18 protein-coding genes are annotated in these 16434 nt (G+C 43.2%); 7 read left to right on the top strand and 11 right to left on the bottom strand.

The features are described 5' to 3' along the window. The first annotated feature begins 422 nt into the window (after window positions 1-422). Window positions 423-698 (top strand): hypothetical protein, encoded by a 276-nt coding sequence (locus O9323_RS21475; RefSeq protein ID WP_002752671.1) that lies wholly within the window; start codon window positions 423-425, stop codon window positions 696-698. Continuing rightward, window positions 695-1108 carry a type II toxin-antitoxin system VapC family toxin gene (locus O9323_RS21470; protein ID WP_002758126.1) on the top strand — a complete coding sequence of 138 codons (414 nt, stop codon included), beginning with the start codon at window positions 695-697 and terminating at the stop codon, window positions 1106-1108. The genes O9323_RS21475 and O9323_RS21470 overlap by 4 nt, the downstream gene beginning before the upstream one ends. 346 nt (window positions 1109-1454) lie before the next feature. Here the strand turns inward: O9323_RS21470 and O9323_RS21465 are convergent, their stop codons facing one another. Continuing rightward, the gene (locus tag O9323_RS21465) at window positions 1455-2462 is read right to left on the bottom strand and encodes a Gfo/Idh/MocA family protein (protein WP_002752667.1); all 1008 of its coding nucleotides are present in this window, start codon (window positions 2460-2462) and stop codon (window positions 1455-1457) included. Between the two features lie 84 nt (window positions 2463-2546). Between O9323_RS21465 and O9323_RS21460 the strand changes: the two genes are divergently transcribed. Then, window positions 2547-4586, top strand: a complete 2040-nt coding sequence (locus tag O9323_RS21460) for a hydantoinase/oxoprolinase family protein (protein ID WP_288125732.1) — start codon at window positions 2547-2549, stop codon at window positions 4584-4586. A gap of 32 nt (window positions 4587-4618) precedes the next feature. On the opposite strand, the gene O9323_RS21455 is transcribed toward O9323_RS21460, so the two are convergent. The 3 genes from O9323_RS21455 to O9323_RS21445 form a co-directional block, all read right to left on the bottom strand. Continuing rightward, a complete protein-coding gene (locus tag O9323_RS21455; protein ID WP_002752664.1) occupies window positions 4619-5239 on the bottom strand; it encodes a chorismate lyase in 621 nt (206 codons plus the stop codon). Between the two features lie 149 nt (window positions 5240-5388). Beyond that, window positions 5389-5685, bottom strand: coding sequence for a hypothetical protein (locus O9323_RS21450; protein WP_002733251.1), 297 nt, complete (start codon window positions 5683-5685; stop codon window positions 5389-5391). Continuing rightward, on the bottom strand, window positions 5686-6345 hold the full coding sequence (locus tag O9323_RS21445) for a glutathione S-transferase family protein (protein ID WP_002752663.1): 660 nt from the start codon (window positions 6343-6345) through the stop codon (window positions 5686-5688). Window positions 6346-6602: 257 nt separating this feature from the next. On the opposite strand from O9323_RS21445, the gene lepB reads away from it, so the two are divergent. Beyond that, complete coding sequence (lepB, locus tag O9323_RS21440) at window positions 6603-7700, top strand: signal peptidase I (RefSeq protein WP_002752662.1); 1098 nt, start codon at window positions 6603-6605, stop codon at window positions 7698-7700. 101 nt (window positions 7701-7801) lie between these two features. Here lepB and O9323_RS21435 read toward each other — a convergent pair whose 3' ends face one another. The 3 genes from O9323_RS21435 to O9323_RS21425 all read right to left on the bottom strand — a co-directional run bounded on the left by O9323_RS21435 (window position 7802) and on the right by O9323_RS21425 (window position 11424). After that, the gene (locus O9323_RS21435) at window positions 7802-8092 is read right to left on the bottom strand and encodes a circadian clock KaiB family protein (RefSeq protein ID WP_002752661.1); all 291 of its coding nucleotides are present in this window, start codon (window positions 8090-8092) and stop codon (window positions 7802-7804) included. Further along, window positions 8089-8955 carry a response regulator gene (locus tag O9323_RS21430; RefSeq protein WP_002752660.1) on the bottom strand — a complete coding sequence of 289 codons (867 nt, stop codon included), beginning with the start codon at window positions 8953-8955 and terminating at the stop codon, window positions 8089-8091. Before O9323_RS21430 ends, O9323_RS21435 begins: the two co-directional genes overlap by 4 nt. A gap of 267 nt (window positions 8956-9222) precedes the next feature. After that, window positions 9223-11424 carry a PhoX family protein gene (locus O9323_RS21425; protein ID WP_149107313.1) on the bottom strand — a complete coding sequence of 734 codons (2202 nt, stop codon included), beginning with the start codon at window positions 11422-11424 and terminating at the stop codon, window positions 9223-9225. Window positions 11425-11697: 273 nt separating this feature from the next. Here O9323_RS21425 and O9323_RS21420 point away from each other — a divergent pair, with 273 nt between their 5' ends. Both O9323_RS21420 and O9323_RS21415 read left to right on the top strand, forming a co-directional pair. Beyond that, the gene (locus O9323_RS21420; RefSeq protein WP_288125731.1) at window positions 11698-12084 is read left to right on the top strand and encodes a DUF4164 family protein; all 387 of its coding nucleotides are present in this window, start codon (window positions 11698-11700) and stop codon (window positions 12082-12084) included. An 86-nt stretch (window positions 12085-12170) separates the two neighbouring features. Then, window positions 12171-12494 (top strand): DUF4164 family protein, encoded by a 324-nt coding sequence (locus O9323_RS21415; protein WP_002752658.1) that lies wholly within the window; start codon window positions 12171-12173, stop codon window positions 12492-12494. 37 nt (window positions 12495-12531) lie between these two features. Here the strand turns inward: O9323_RS21415 and O9323_RS21410 are convergent, their stop codons facing one another. From O9323_RS21410 to O9323_RS21400, 4 genes are all read right to left on the bottom strand, one after another. Further along, entirely contained in the window at window positions 12532-13218 is a 687-nt protein-coding gene (locus O9323_RS21410) for an N-acetylmannosamine-6-phosphate 2-epimerase (protein ID WP_288125730.1), read from the bottom strand. A 116-nt stretch (window positions 13219-13334) separates the two neighbouring features. Then, window positions 13335-13844, bottom strand: coding sequence for an inorganic diphosphatase (locus O9323_RS21405; protein WP_002732961.1), 510 nt, complete (start codon window positions 13842-13844; stop codon window positions 13335-13337). A 160-nt stretch (window positions 13845-14004) separates the two neighbouring features. Next, the gene (locus tag O9323_RS22990) at window positions 14005-14199 is read right to left on the bottom strand and encodes a TLTLP motif-containing protein (RefSeq protein ID WP_012267246.1); all 195 of its coding nucleotides are present in this window, start codon (window positions 14197-14199) and stop codon (window positions 14005-14007) included. 740 nt (window positions 14200-14939) lie between these two features. Continuing rightward, window positions 14940-16118, bottom strand: coding sequence for an AI-2E family transporter (locus tag O9323_RS21400; RefSeq protein ID WP_069475566.1), 1179 nt, complete (start codon window positions 16116-16118; stop codon window positions 14940-14942). A gap of 117 nt (window positions 16119-16235) precedes the next feature. Here O9323_RS21400 and O9323_RS21395 point away from each other — a divergent pair. Continuing rightward, window positions 16236-16434 (top strand): transposase (locus tag O9323_RS21395; protein ID WP_502846436.1); only part of this gene is annotated, 199 nt, incomplete at its 3' end.

Genomic DNA, 16434 nt, shown 5'->3' with positions numbered 1-16434 from the left:
TTTATGGGCAGATATTTTAAAACTGTCTCTTGAAGCTAATTATGATGATTATCTTGAAAAAAAATGATAATTAGACAGAAGTTCTCTTGTTCACATAGAGAACTTTATCTTCTTTTGTTTTCAAAATGAGAATTGCTGGGTGCGTTCCCTAATGCAAGTCCTACTACTCCACCGATCGATTTTGGGGAACGCACCATGCACATTGATGGAAACTGTGGATTTAAGTGCGATGCCGAAGGCACTGGGTAGCAGTACGCCGCTCTGGTGGGTTAGGTTGACGGCAGACCCCCAACTGTGATCTTTGACTTCATGCCAATTTGTGCGGACTGTATTCAGGTGTTACCTGCTGTGATAGTTAGTAAGTGAGCCTGTTCGTTGAGTTGAGGAGTAAAATAGGAGAAGTCCTAATCTAAGATTTAGTAATGGATAGAAGCATTATAGAACGGCAACCGCTACTTGAAGCAGTCAAGGCTCTCCCTGATGAGGCTTTAGTGGAACTGTCTAATTTTCTGGACTATCTTCGCTATAAAGCAGCCCATCAAAGAGAACTGACCACTCATTCTTCTAGTTTTCTGCTTGCAGTTGCAGGTTTAGGCAACTCTGGTCAACAGGATATTTCAGAACGTGATGAAGAGATTCTAGGCAATGAGATTGATCCGGTGTCCGGCTGGAATCTTAACCCAAGCAATTCAGTATGACGGCGATACTTGACACCAGTTTTTTGTTTGCCTTGACCGATCAGGGCGATCGCAATCATCAACGGGTGTTGGCTATTGCTCAAAGCGTGAATGAGCCATTGGTTCTACCTGTCGTTGTCCTGCCTGAGGTCTGCTATCTGATTGCATCAAGATTGGGCCACCAAGCAATGCGCCGTTTTGTATCCAGTATGACACCTGATGCGGTTCAAGTTGAACCTGTAATCCCAGAAGACTTGGTACGAGTGCATGAGATATTGGAACAATATGCTGACAATCAGCTTGACTTTACAGATGCAGCGATCATTGCCATAGCTGAAAGGCTTACTATTACTCGCGTTTACACACTTGATCGCCGAGATTTTTCGATTATTCGTCCAAGTCACTGCGATTACTTTGAGTTATTTCCTTGAACCACCAGCTAACACTGCGTGGCAGCGGACGGTCGCAATTCGTCGCTGCCGAGCTTGCTTTCTAATGCCGTCGCTGATTTGAGCCGTTAGCGATCGAGCGCGCTACGCACCGATAGGGTTCTGGACTTCCCCGTTGACAAAAAGGCATAACCTGTGCTGTAGGGGGGATTAAGAGAATTTCCGATACCCTCTTACTGGGTACAAATTAAGAAAACCTCTAATAAATCTAACGCCGTATAAACTCCTCGTCAATAGCAAATCAGGTTATACTTCACACCCCACACCCCACACCCTGTCCCCACGAAAAACTTTTTCAGCAGACCCTACCTATCGATCCCATGTTTCCCTATTTTAAGCGCACAATCTCTCCAACTCTGGCTAGAGATAATTCTGCTGCCTGGAGGATTTTGACTAATTCCGTCCCTACCGATCCCGAAGATACAGGAGAATCGACACCCGTAGCCACCGACTCTAAAAAATGTTCGCACAATGCTTTCAGGGGTTCACCATCGGCAATAGGGATAGATTCCGTCTCCTGTCCCCGGGGAATAAAATAGGCTTCCTGACGTTCAAAATCGCCCTTTTGTCGGGTTAAAGGCGATCGAGAGTCTAATTCATTAAAAATTAAAGTCCCTTCGCTGCCAACTATCCCTAAACGTCGCTGTTTATCGGGATTCAACCAACAAAGGTGAATAGTCGCTTGAAAACCATCGCCATAGATCAGGGTTAACCAGACTAAATCGGCTAGATTAGGTTGTAGCCAGAAGGTTCCCCTTGCCTGCACTAATACTGGTGTACTATTAAGCCAATGATTAAAAATCGAGATATCGTGAATAGCTAGATCCCACAAAGCGGACACATCCTGACGAACTGGCCCCAGGTGGGTGCGAGTGGCATAACCATAAAGAGGTTTACCGATACCCCCGGATTGCAGGACTTTTTGTCCGGTGATAACGGCCGGATGAAAAAGATAGGTATGATCAACTAATAAAATACGCTGTTTTTTCGCCGCTAATTCCGTTAATTCGCCACATTCTTGGGGATTGAGGGTTAAGGGTTTTTCGGCGAGGACATGATAACCTAAATTAAGAGCATCTTTAATCAGGGGATAATGACTGATGGCGGGAGTAACGACGACCACAGCCGAGATTTCGGGGTGATTGCGAATAGATTCCCAGTCATTGGCTAAAATAACTTTATTAGTATCCAGATTAAATTGATCCCGACAGAGACGGAGTTTTTCAGGGGAGGGATCAACGATCGCCACTACTTGCGCTGAGGGATGTTGAGAAAAATGACGGACGTAATGCACTCCCCAACGTCCTACCCCTAAGATAGCGATTCCTGTGGACATTTTGCTTACTCAGATAAATCAATCTAGTTTATCTTAAAAGGATTAGGCGCAATTGTTAATTGATTCTGAGAACTGGAAGGGATTATGTTAAAATTTTTTATCGATCGAGGGGGAACTTTTACCGATATCGTGGCGATAATCGATCAACCAGAAATTATTGAACGACTAGCTAGAGATGCCGCTAGATTTCTGATTGTTCCCCTTGCCGATCAACAGTGGATTGTTCTCTATAAACTGCTCTCGGAAAATCCCGAAAAATACCCAGATGCAGTCATTCAAGGGATCAAAGATATTAGCGGTTCCCTAGATAACATCGAAGTGATTAAAATGGGAACAACGGTAGCCACCAATGCGCTGTTAGAAAGAAAAGGAGAGCGCACGGTTTTGTTAATCACCAAAGGGTTTAAAGATGCCTTGAGAATTGGCTATCAAAATCGCCCCGATATTTTTGCCCGTCAAATTATTCTTCCTTCTTTATTATACGAACAAGTTATCGAAGTGGCCGAACGCTACGATAGTCAAGGACAGGAATTAATCACCGTTAATCCCGCCCAAGTTAAAGCCGATTTAATACCAGTTTATCAAGGGGGTATCCGAAGTTGTGCGATTGTTTTTATGCACGGTTATCGTTATCCTGACCACGAAAAACAAGTGGCAGCCATTGCCGAAGAAATCGGCTTTACTCACCTAGCCATTTCCCACCAAGTCAGTCCTTTAATGAAGCTGGTATCCCGGGGAGATACCACGGTAGTTTCTGCCTATCTATCACCAATTTTACGCCGCTATGTTGATAGTATTAGCCAGCAATTACCGAAAACTAGCTTACTATTTATGAAATCCGATGGCGGTTTAGTCACAGCCGATAAATTTCAGGGTAAAGATAGCATTTTATCTGGTCCTGCGGGGGGAATAGTTGGGGCAGTACAAACCAGTTTAAGGGCAGGATTTAGCAAAATTATCAGTTTTGATATGGGAGGAACTAGCACCGATGTTTCTCATTTTCAAGGGGAATACGAGCGGCAAACAGATAACGAAATTGCCGGCGTAAGAATGCGAGCGCCGATGTTAAGTATTCACACCGTGGCCGCTGGTGGGGGTTCGATTTTAGTCTATGATGGTTATCGTTTTCGGGTCGGACCAGAAAGTGCCGGAGCTAATCCCGGACCTGCCTGTTATCGACGGGGTGGATCATTAACAATTACCGATGCTAATGTTTTGTTAGGAAAAATTCAAGCCGCCTATTTTCCCGCTATTTTTGGACAAGAGGGAAATTTACACATAGATAGAGAGATTGTGCTGACAAAGTTTCAAGAATTGGCGGCAACAATGGGGGGTAATAATAGTCCTGAAATGTTGGCTGCGGGGTTTATTCAAATTGCCGTAGAAAATATGGCTAATGCGATTAAAAAAATCTCTCTACAAAAGGGTTATGATCTCAGTGATTATACTCTTTGTACCTTTGGCGGTGCCGGGGGTCAAGTGGCCTGTTTAATTGCCGATACTCTGGGAATGAAAAGTATTTTTCTCCATCCCTACGCTGGGGTTTTAAGCGCCTACGGCATGGGTTTGGCCGATTTGAGGGTAATTAAAGAAAAAGCGATCGAACAGCCGTTAAATGCCGATTTAATCGGGCAGTTACTCACGGAGATGAAGGAATTAGAAGTTTTAGCGGGTCGGGAATTAGAGGGTTATAATCGGGTGCGGCAGCAAGTCAGTTTAAAATATCAAGGCAGTGATGCCACTTTAGCGGTTAATTTTAGCGATCAAATGCGTCAGGATTTTGAACGGGAACATCAAAGACGTTATGGGTTTAAACAAGAACAAAAAGCTTTAATTGTTGAGTCGATTGCCGTGGAATTGATCCAGACTATGGACAGTCCCCAAGAAGCAATTTTAACTCGCACCCGTCCCATGGGAGAATTACCTCCTATCCTCGATCGAGTAGCGGTTTTTATGGCTAATCAATGGCGGGAAACGCCAATTTATCAGCGTTCAGATCTGGAACCTTTTGATTGTCTGGCAGGACCTGCAATTATTATCGAAAAAATTAGCACGATTGTGATCGAACCGGGTTGGATGGCAAAATTAACGGAGAAAAATCATTTAATTCTCTCCAAAGATTAGCTAATTGAACTACATAGAAATATCTACGGCAGTTATCCTAATTGATCAATTCTCATTTCGCCGAGGTATTTACGGAGATAGGGAGAAAAAACCTCGTAAATCAGGGTAAGGGGTTGGCGAGCGTGCCAAAATAGGTAATGACGACCCCAAAATCCTCCTTTTTCCCCAAAAGCTATTTCTAATTCCGGGGAATGACCGTAATAAAGTCCCTGCACATCGCGATACAATTCCGTGTGCAGCCGCGAGAGACTTTCCCAAATCGGTAGGGAACGATTTTCTAGATATTCGTCCACTTGATTGGCGGACCACCAAGAAGCGGCATAGGCTAACCTTTGACCACTAGCTGTGCGTAACCAGACTTGACGACGCAATCTCGGTCCTGGAATCAGGCTAATTTTCATCGGTGCGCCATCTTCATCGTCGCCGATGGGGGACATATCGATCACATCCACTTCCGTTTTTTCACCGGTTAAAAGTTGTAAATGACGGGTGGGAGAACCATCGCCGAGAATTAAAATCTGCCAAGGAGGCGCGAGTTGACTATGGGGTAAACCTTGTTTAACATCGGTTTCGTCTCCTTGCCAGAGAGGGGACAGGGAGTACCAAGGGGGATTAAGCAGGGGCTTTTCTTGGGGGCGGAGGATAGCAGTCAAGGTTTGTTACAAAACTTTATGATTTTTTCATTAATCATAACACGGGATTTTTGTCTGCTGGCGATAAAAGCGATCGCCCTACGCCAATCCTCTCTAAATTTTTCGGTTAGCAGATGCACTCTCGCCAAAGGAGATTGACTATTTTTATTTTAACGATAGAAAGGTATCAATATCTGGAGGAGTTTTTGTAATCTTCTCAGGGCAATTAATTGTCGAATCTTGGGATTAATTTGGGGGGGATAAATGCTGGTGGCTAATTGTTCTTCTAGTAAGGCATATTCTGCCGCAGTTAGGGGTTGATTATCAAGGGGCGAGCGAGCCGAGGTGATAATTTCTGCTCGTAAAACTTCTTCGGGAATATCTTCAGGAGAGGGCAAAGCAAGGGCTTTTAGGGGCGATAAGAAACCGATAGAGATGAGGATGATAATTTTGGTCGTTCGCTGCATTTAATTTAAACCGGGGGGCAATTTTTCTCGACACTGTTGATGAATTTCCCCGATTCTAGCAAACAACCAGGGATATTTTTGACGATAACTGGGAATTAGAGCCAGAGGACTGAGTAGGGCAGTGGCGGCAATATCGGCTACACTTAATTTATCTCCCACCAAATAGGCCTGATTTTGCCAATATTCTAGAATCTTGAGGGCATTTTCTAGGCGCTCCTCCGCTAGTTTTACCCTTGCTGGGGTGATTTTATATTGTTGTCGCACGATCTTAATAATTATTTGACTACTCAGGGAAGAATCGATCGCTTTTCCCTCTCCAGCGCGATAATCATAATAGACAAATCTCGTCGCTACTCCAATACTTTCATCTAACCAATCCTCTAGTAACCAAGCTTGATTTTTCTCCTTTTCCCCAGCGGGAATAAAAGAGGGGAAAGGAACTACTTTTTCTAAATATCTGAAAATGGCAGTAGAATCGGCAATAATCTCATCTGCTGCCATTAAAACGGGGACAGTGGTTAACCCTTTAGTTAGGGGACTGAGTTTGAGAATATGTAGTCCGGGGGTGAGATTTTCTACTTGGTAATCAATCCCCTTATAACCTAGTGCTAAACGAGCTTTGCGACAGTAATGAGAGGTGCTAAATTGAAGTAAAAGCATTAATTGTTATTGGTTGTTAGAGCAGTTATCAGTTATCAGTTATCAGATTTGAGTTTTAAGTTACCAGTTACCAGTTATCAGTTATCAGATTTGAGTTTTAAGTGAGCAGTTACCAGTTATCAGTTATCAGATTTGAGTTTTAAGTGAGCAGTATGTATTAAGGGAGCAGTATTATTCCTAATGTGTTTTCACTGATTACTGATCACTGTTTACTGATTACTGTTTACTGATTACTGAATTGCCAATAAATATATACTATGAGCAAACCCTCCCTTTTTTCGGCTGTTTCTCGTCCTTATGCGACTAATTCACAAGCAAAAGATCCCTGGTTAGCGGTCAATCTCTCGATGTTTTTCCCCGGTTTGGGACAATGGTATGCTAACAAAAACCAAAAAGCAACCATTTGGGCGATCGCTCAAGTAATATTAATAATTGTGACAATTTGGTCAATTTTTAGCCCCAATGGCCCTGTAAGCTGGGGATTAGGGGGAATAGTTGCTCTGGTTATCGTTTACATTAGCAATATTTTTGACGCTCACTGGACTGTTTATGATTCCAGACAGAATAACAGCTTAGAGAAAATTCCCCGGAAACAAAAAAACCCATGGTTTGCCGTCTTCGCTAACCGGATTATGCCAGGTTTGGGGCAATTGTACGCTGATAAGGTGAGATTAGGGATAATTTTTCTGACTATATCCCAGATTAGCCTGAAAATGGATCATTTTTTCACCAATATCCTCTTTCTTACCCCTTTAGTTACAGCGATCGCTATTTATCATGTTTATCACACTTTCCCCCATCAATTCCACCCCCATCGTCACACCTATCGTTCCATTTTGGCACTGATGGTGGGAGTGATTTTTACTTGGGGAATTATCTGTAATTATTTTCCCAATTGGTTACATCAAAAAATAGAATTTTTCCAGATTCCGAGCGAATCCATGCTACCTACCCTCGCAATAGGTGATCGCGTTTTCGTCAGTCAATCTGGTAATTATCAAGCGAAAAGAGGCGATATAATTGTTTTTAGAACTCCCGAAAAAATTAGGCAACTAGATCCTAAGTCTGGAGATTTTTTTATCAAACGAGTCATCGCTATTGCCGGAGATACCATTGAAATCCGCAGGGGTAAAGTTTATCTCAACCGGCAAGTTATCCAAGAACCCTACACTGCCGAGTTGGGCAATTATGAAATAGAATTTATGACTGTACCCCCAAAAAATCTGTTTGTTTTGGGAGATAATCGTAACCATAGTTTTGATTCCCATGCTTGGGGTTTTTTGCCAGAAAGTTATATCGTTGGTCAAGCCTATAAAGTTTACTGGCCTCTCGATCGTGTCCAGTCTTTGCTATGATGGGGATGACTATTGATTTTCAACTGTCTTCAAGGGGTAATTTTAATCCTATCTACTTATTAGCGAGGAAAAACCTAACCAGAAGAATTTTTCGGTGAATCCTAATTGAGATGGGAGTCTTTGGGAATAACATCCAAACCGAGGAGAACCTTTTGGGTATTGGACATATCACCGATAATTCTTTGTAGGGGTGGGGGAAGTTGTTTGACCAAAGTAGGAGTTACGAGAATTTTATCCTGTTCCGCTAATTGCGGCTGTTCAAGAACATCAATTATTTCTACCGTATAAAGATCAGATAACTCCTCGCGACAGATACGAAAAATATTGGCGATCGCCCTTTGGGATTTACTTGAATCACCCATAATGTAGAGTTTGAGAAGATATTGACTCATGATTGCGTGTTATTGAACAGTTTAATGTTGCTGAGACCGATATAGTATTTACGATAGAAAGAGACGAGATAACCCATCAATTCCAAGACCATGAGACGACCTTCGCTAACGTAGGCCTGCGCTTTAGCTAGGGTGACATCCTGATTTTTTTGGCGTAGGGTGGTAGTATGAATGTCCACCACATCGCGAGGACTAGCTTTTAAGAATCCTAACTTATCGGCCAAGCTTCGCAGTCGTTCCGATAGATTATGTTCCACTTTGTATGCTTGTTCTTCTAAAGCTAAATCTAATAAATCTCCGTAATTTTGAACTAATTCTTGAAAAATATCGGGAATACTCTGCCTTATTGCCTCAGAACCGAACATTTTCGCTGTGATGCTAGTTTGTCCTCCCTTGATTAACTGTTCCAGTTCGCGAAATTCTTCTTCCTGTTGTTGATGTTTAAGATTGAGGATATATTGCTGACGTTCGATCGCCACACGAATTTGATAGACTAAAAGACTACTATCGATATTATTTAACTGAATATAACCGTCAGCACCGAGTTGAAAGGCTTTAACGACTAATTTCTCATCATTGCTAGTAGTTTGAACCACTATCGGTATATCAGAGGCTAATTCTCTGGTTTTGACTAGAATATTTAAGCCGGGGGGGACGGAGATTTCCAAGCTTAAGAGGATGAGATTAAATTTCTCCCCTGCCAGTTTTTCGGCAGTTTCCTCTAGATCCTGAGCTTGGGTGAGGGTAAAAGTCAACCCCTCAGCCAGAGAACATTGGGGGGCCTTTAACAGCAATCTCTGGATTAATTTAACAGTCTTCGGTTCGTCCTCTATCAATAAAATCCTACAGAGATCCCTAGTCATTGTTAATCGATCGCTAAAATTATCTTTTTTCCCCCTACTCTCATAGTAAGCCCATCTTTGGGAAACTCAAGGACAAAATCACAACATATCTCCGGCAAAAGTGAGATTTTAATGGCGACCTTGCCCTTAAAATCCTTAATTTAACGATTTTTCCTGAAAAAGATCGCTTTTCTACTCCAAGGAAACAATCTATTTCCTTTTTCTCCCCACCTCCCCACTTCCCCACCTCCCCACTTCCCCACCTCCCCACTTCCCTACTTCCCTCACCTATTTTGACTCAATTCGGCGAATTGCCACCACTGCCGGCCGGGGAGGTTGATTAACTTGACCACTGGGCCAATTCGACCCTAGGGGTACTTGTCGTATTTGTTCAAATTCCTGCCCATTAGTGGTTTTCAGGGCAAATTTTCGGTTTTCAAAGGCCAAATCCCGACGAATTCCCCCCGCTTCCCCCGGATGTTGTACTGCCAAAAATAACGTCTCTTGGTCGGGAGTAAAGTACAATCCCGTTAATTCCGCATCCATGGGAGCGATAGCAAAAGGATAGGGATGCTCTTGACCCTTGGCAAACACCCAAGCGCTATTATTACCAAAAATCCCCAATAAATCCCGTTGACTAACCGGGACTCCTTGGGGATAACGAGTTTTCATCTCTCGATTTAACCCACCCGTGGAAATATCGCTAACCATCCAGAGATTTCCCTGTTTATCGAACGCGAGGTTATCGGGATTAGAAAAACCCTCACCTTTCTCTGTCGGTTCCCCTCCATAAGCGACCACATCCCAACGAAAACTTAAGGAAGCAGCATCGTTATTATCTTCCCTTAAGCTGATAATCCAACCAAATTCGTAGGGGATTTCGCCATTTGGTCCCTTAAATATTTCCTTATCGGCTCCTCCCTCCGCTTCACTGGGACTACCAGAGGTAAAGGTCATATATAAAGTGCCATTCTCGTCCACTTCCGTATCTTCCGGCCGACCAGTACAAGTGATCCCAACGGCGTTAGCGGCAAAATGAGCATCGATGAGAATTGCTCCCTGTTTTTCCGTCCCATTACCTTCATACAGGTCTGCGAGGGTCTTATATTTAGATTTGTAGGCCAGAATCTCCTCATCGTCCTTAAATAGCAGTAATTTAGTCTCATTGACCGTTCTTTCGGGATTTGGCAAAGCTACCACCCCATCCCCGCGACTAGCGGCAATTTGACTCGGTAGGACGGGATTTATCTCCGTGTCGGGATTTAATGGTATCCAATAACCAGTTTTATCGGGGTTGAATTTGGCCCCGTAGAGCATTCCTTTTTCTAGGAGTTTTGAGTTATTTTTCGCCTTAATATCGCTAATTTTGCCCTCGGAGACGAATTTATAGATATGACCGCCTCTGCGATCGCATCCTGAATAAACCGCCAAGGGTTGCCCCGTTTGAGCGAGAAAAGCGACCGCTTCATGGCGAAAACGCCCTAACCAAGTGTGTTTTGTGCCGTAATCGTCGGGATTGGCCGGATCCACCTCCACCATCCAACCGTATTTATTTCCCGCTAACCCGAAGACGTTACCCCGGCCATCCACTTCCGAACTATTGAGAATAAAGGGGGTAGTATCGGGATGCAAAGAAGAACCATCTTTTAACACTACCTCGGTCACTTGGTCTTGAAAGTTCTCCTCGGCACTAAATACGGTCCCCCAGGGAGTTGTTCCCCCGGCGCAATTTTGCAACGTTCCGATAATTTTTGCCCCTAATCCGTCATCGTAGCCAAGTTTATCGGTTTTGGTAAAAATTGCTACAGCAGGACCGGTCGCTTTCAGGTAATGACCGTCCTTTAGTCCAGAAATACCGGTAATGCGGCGATCAGCTTTACTATAGGTACGTTGCCATTTTCCCGTTTGATCTTTAGCGAGGGAAATTACGCCAATTCCCTGATCAATTAAGCCTTCTAGGGAGATTTCCTCGATTTTTGCCCTTAAGCTGGCATCTTGCAGACGATAGGCGGCAATTTCACCCTTTTCGTTGGTTTTTTCTCGTACTTCCTTGACGGGTAGGGTTTTACCAATCACTTGTTCAAAGGTTTGTAGCCAAGTACGACCACTGATATATTCAAAATTAACGGTTAGATAACCTTGACCCGGACTGGTTTCGATAAAAGATAGATAATCATTGTTATAACCGAAACGGGAATCACCCACTTTATCCCCCCACTGTGCCAGCACATCATAGGTGAATCCTTGCGGAAGAACGAGATCATCTAGGACTTTATAGGTTTGATAGGCATTTTTTTGGCTTTCATCGCTCATACCGTCAATTTTTAAGGGAATTGGCAGTTTGACTGGAGAAAAGTTTAACCCAAAACTATTGGCAGCGATCGCAGGACTGCTAATCAGAGAGGAATATTTTTTCTCTTGCAGACTGAAAAAAGAGACACCAGCAGTGGCAGTTAAAAAGGTGAGGAAATTACGGCGAGAAATACTCATATTTTCAGGAATAAAGTCAAAACTGGTGTTCAGACCTTGATTAGGTTAAATTTTATTACATAAACTTGACATAGGTATTATATATTATCCAAGTTATGACTAAGTTAACAGCCAGTTAAAAGTAATCAGTAAACAGTAATCGGTGCAAAGACAGCAGAAAACTGCCATAATCAGTAAGCAGTAATCGGTGCAAAGACAGTAGAAAACTGCCATTTAATACCGTTCACTTAAAATTCAAATCTGATAACTGAAAACTGAATAGGGGTTTAGCAAATGTCTAACGAAACTGTAACTTATTCCCTAGAAGCTGTCCTAACTAGGATTGAGAGTAAAATCGACTCCCTAGAAAAACGGATGGATGGGAGATTTGACAAAGTAGATGAGAGATTTGACAAAGTAGAGGACCGGCTAACCAAAGTAGAAATCGGACAGGCCGAACTCAAAGCAGAGTTAAAAGGCGATATTAAGGTATTAGACGAGAAAATCGAGGGGTTAAAGGGAGAGTTAAAAGGAGATATTAAAGTATTAGACGAGAAAATCGAGGGATTAACTACACGGGTTGGTTATCAGGAATTTACCAACCGGGGGATTCTGATAGCTTTGGTGGTGGCCGTCTTGGGAGGTGCTGCTAAACTTTTTGGTTTTTTCCCCAATCCCTAGAACTGGCTCCTAGGCAAGGCTAGAGGCCTTATGATCATAATAAATGGCCGCTCAAAAACCCGAAAACGCCATAGGAGTTTAGCAAAATGTCTAACGAAACTGTAACTTATTCCCTAGAAGCCGTTCTGACAAGGATTGAGGGAAAAATCGATAACCTACAAAGAGATGTTACTCAAAAATTCGACAAAATCGATGAACGTCTCACAAAATTAGAAATCGGACAAGCAGAACTCAAAGGAGAGTTAAAAGGAGATATTAAAGCTTTAGATGAGCGATTGACCACGGAAATCAAGGGATTAACGGCACGGATTGCCTATCAGGAATTTACTAACCGGGGGATTTTAATCGCTTTAGTCGTCGCTATTTTGGGTGGTGCGGCTAAACTTTTTGGTTTTTTTCCTAATCCCTAGAAGTGGCTACCAGGCACGGCTAGGAGCAAGATTAATGTCATGAATATTTCGATAAAATTCCTTGTAAAAAAGCGGTAGTTTTTAAATCAATCCCTGTAATTGCCGTACCAACAACTACCGAATATGCACCAACTTCTAGGGCTTTTTTGGCTTCTTTTGGAGTCGATATTCCTCCTTCACAGATAACAGGAACTGATAACTTATTAACTAATTCTTCTAGGAAAGAAAAACTCGGCGGCTGCAGCTGTTTAGTTGCTTCTGTGTAACCGTAAAGAGTTGTACCGACAATATCAGCACCAGCTGCCACGGCATAAATAGCACTTTCGATCGAGTCTATATCTGCCATGACTAATTTACCGGTTTCCCGATGAATACGATCGATAATTGTGGCTAAATTTTCATCATTAGGACGCTTTCTGGGGGTAGCATCCAAGGCAATTATATCGGCACCCGCATCGGCAATGGCCAGAGCATCTTGATATTTGGGCGTAATATATACCGAACAATCGGGATAATTGCGTTTCCAGAGTCCAATTATCGGTATATCCGGCAATTGTTGACGGGTGGCTTTCAGATGAGCGGGACTATCAATTCTTACCCCACAAGCACCCCTATCCACGCAAGCATGAGCCATGGCAGCAATAATTACAGGATCGTGCAGAGATGACTCCACTGGCGCTTGACAGGAGACGATTAAACCCGATTTTAAGGTTTCTATTCGCATAAAATTGGAAGTGGGGAAGTGGGAAAGTGGGGGTATTTTCAGTGAACAGTGAACAGTAATCAGTGAAAAAACTCCAATCTGATCACTGATAACTGTTTACTGATTTTGGACTTAGATTACTTATAAGCAGCAATACACTGTTCAACTAAAGCGGTTACTGCGTCCACATCTTTCCAACCGAGAATTTCTGTGACTTTTTTCTCTAGATTCTTATAGGTTTTGAAAAACTCGGCGATTTCGTCCAAGCGATGGGGAGAGACATCTTTGAGAGATTTTACCTCTGCATAACGGGGATCTTTAGCGGGAACACAGAGAATTTTTTCATCGCGATCACCACCATCGATCATTTCTAACATACCAATGGGACGCGCTGTAATCACACAGCCGGGGAAAGTAGGCTGATCCATGATCACCATACCATCTAAAGGATCGCCGTCATCGGCGAGGGTATTGGGAACAAAACCATAATCACAGGGATATTGTACCGAAGAATAGAGAACGCGATCGAGAGCAAAGGCGTTTAAATCCTTATCAAACTCGTATTTATTCTTACTACCAGCAGTAATTTCCACTAAAACGTTAATTAAACCGGGTTTCGGTTGGGCAGGAATGCGCGATAAATCCACAAGCTTTCTCCAAATACAAGACAATAGCGCCTTTAGAGTCACCTAAAAGCGCAGGCAAAATTAAAAGACACTTTGATTGACTCCGATCCAAATTTTACCCACAAGGGGGATCGGGACGAAGAAAAAAATTTTATCTTGGCAATCGTCTATCTCAATTCTGTCACCTCATTTGCCTCGTTAGGGAGTAGGATGTGTTACCGGTAAGGGGTTCTTCGGTATAGTTAGGCGTGGAGTTATATCCAATCGCTAACAAGGGTAACGTTAGGGTCAGAATTGCGATCATAGTTCCGAGTAAATTGGCCCACCTATGACTAGGAGGTTCGGAAGTCTTCCCTGACGGGTTGCTTGATTCCATAAAGGGGTCGTGTTGAACTCGACAAGTAAAGAATACGAGAGATATACAGAGCAGTCAGCCATCGGCCCTGAGCTTTTGACAAATTACTGCTATTTTTTGCCTTTGGGCTTGGTTAACGTCTCGTTAAAAAGCGAAACATTAACAGCAATACTCTCCCTACTAATTATATTTTACCAATTCTTTTCCAATAGTTCACTCTGATACTTTTCTTGACCATCTCTCCAGATCATGGTCTGTTGGTGTTTGTCCATGTCATACTAAATCAGTTTTTAATAACTGGATTTAGTATCAATCCACAAAAAAAATGTCTGAAAAGCCCAAATATTAAGCGATTCAAACATTTTCTCATTGCAATCGGAGGGTGATATTGACTTTATGTCTTAACTTTGAGCTTACGATAGAAACCTAGCTGTTAATGTAGCCTATTTAACCAAAATATCGATTTTTTGCTGATTTATCGGGATAGACAATCACCTTTTCTTAGAAATTATCCGAGTTTAGAGACAATTGGTTAGCTAATCTCCCAATAAGCTAGGTCTCAGAGACCAGCAAGGCATCCTCAAGCCTTGATTTGTCCTTACTTGTCATGGACAGCGATCAGGGCAAGTGGGGTCAATCTACCAATGTTTACATCATAACTCGATCGAGGGAGAAAAGCCAAGAACCTGGGAGAAAACTGCCGATTTATCCCGGCCAATATTATTGCTCAGATCGGCCTAGATGATGCCGTCAGTCATTCTTCAGCGAGAAACCACCCCGCTAGAGGATTCCGATTCTAGGGGGAGAGAGGGTTTAATTATCCCGTATTTTGTCTCCTCTGGAGTCACTTGACGGATAACCTCCAAAGCTTCCTTGATCATTACTGCCATGGGAACTGCGACAATCACCCCCAGTAAACCGCCCACTCGCGCCCCCGTCAAGACCGAAACCAACACCCAAAAGGGATTTAACCCGGTGACACTGCCCAAAATCCGGGGAGCAATGCCGTTTTCGACAATTTGCTGCACCACTACAGCTACGGCTAAAACTTGCAGAGCTAAACCAATATCGCGCAAAGCTAGTAAAGCTGTCACCGTGACAATGCCTACAGTTCCCCCAAAAGGGATTAAGGCCATGGTACCAATCAAGAGGCCGAATAGAAGACCAAAAGGGACTTTAATCGATAAAAATGCCGTGACTAATCCCAGGGCCATGCAAGTGGCACAAATCACCTGGCCGACAAAGTAATTCTGAAAACTTAAGCGTAGGGTTAGGGAAAAGGGTTGTTGGACGGGTTTGGGCAACCATTGGATAATACTCCTCCAGATATCGGGACTGTGGAGAAGTAGATAAAAGGTGAGGATAATGGTTAGCAGCACATCAAGCACTCGCACCACGGTAAAAACGGTGAGATTAAGGGCTAAATTAACGCTTCTTCCCGCTAAAATTTGCAATTCTGCCCCTAAACGACTGTTAAACTGAGCGATAACACCATCGAAACTGATCGGAATCGGTAGATTCATCGTGTCGATTTTGGTATCTAGTTGCATCAGTTGGCGCTGTCCCGAGTCTAACCATTCTGGCAATCTATTGACAAATTGCTGCGCTTGGGTGAAGACTAGGGGAACTAGGGTGATTCCCACGGCCACAAAAATTAAAATCGTGATCAGGGAAACCACGATCGCAGCTAAACCCCGTTTTAATCCCTGACGTTCCAACCAAGTCACTGGATAACCCAAGAGAAAAGATAGAACGGCCGCTATCAGTAAAATAACAAATAAAGATTCAAAATAGCCAAAAATTGCCGATAATGCCCAGGCATTCAGAACTATAAGTGGTGCAGCTAGAGCAATCACCAGTAAGCGAGATAGGGAATTCAGGGATTGCCACCACGTCTGAACCCAATTGCGTTTCGGGGGAACGACTTTAACTTCCACCATGAAGCCTCTTAAAGGGTTTGTTTCAATACTTGTATTCTGACAGATCGAAGCCGAACCCGCTAACTCAACCGGGGGAAGTGGGAAGATGGGGTGTGGGATGCTGACAGGTGTAGGTTTATTACAACCCCACCAGAAAACTTCGAGCTGCCCTTTGAGGGGAAATTATCCCAAGATTATCGTTGGGTAATTATGGCCAACCTCATTCCCTGGTCAGAATTTGAAGCGGAATACGCATCACTTTTTTCAGAAGAAATGGGCACACCCGCCAAAACATTCAGGACAGCACTCGGAGCATTAATTATTAAAGAAAAATTAG

The sequence above is a fragment of the Microcystis sp. LE19-131.1A genome (assembly GCF_027532015.1).
In the GTDB taxonomy this organism is placed as follows: Bacteria; Cyanobacteriota; Cyanobacteriia; order Cyanobacteriales; family Microcystaceae; genus Microcystis; species Microcystis ichthyoblabe_A.
The sequence above is the reverse complement of the archived record's forward strand: the minus strand, read 5'-3'. Positions and strand labels throughout refer to the sequence as shown.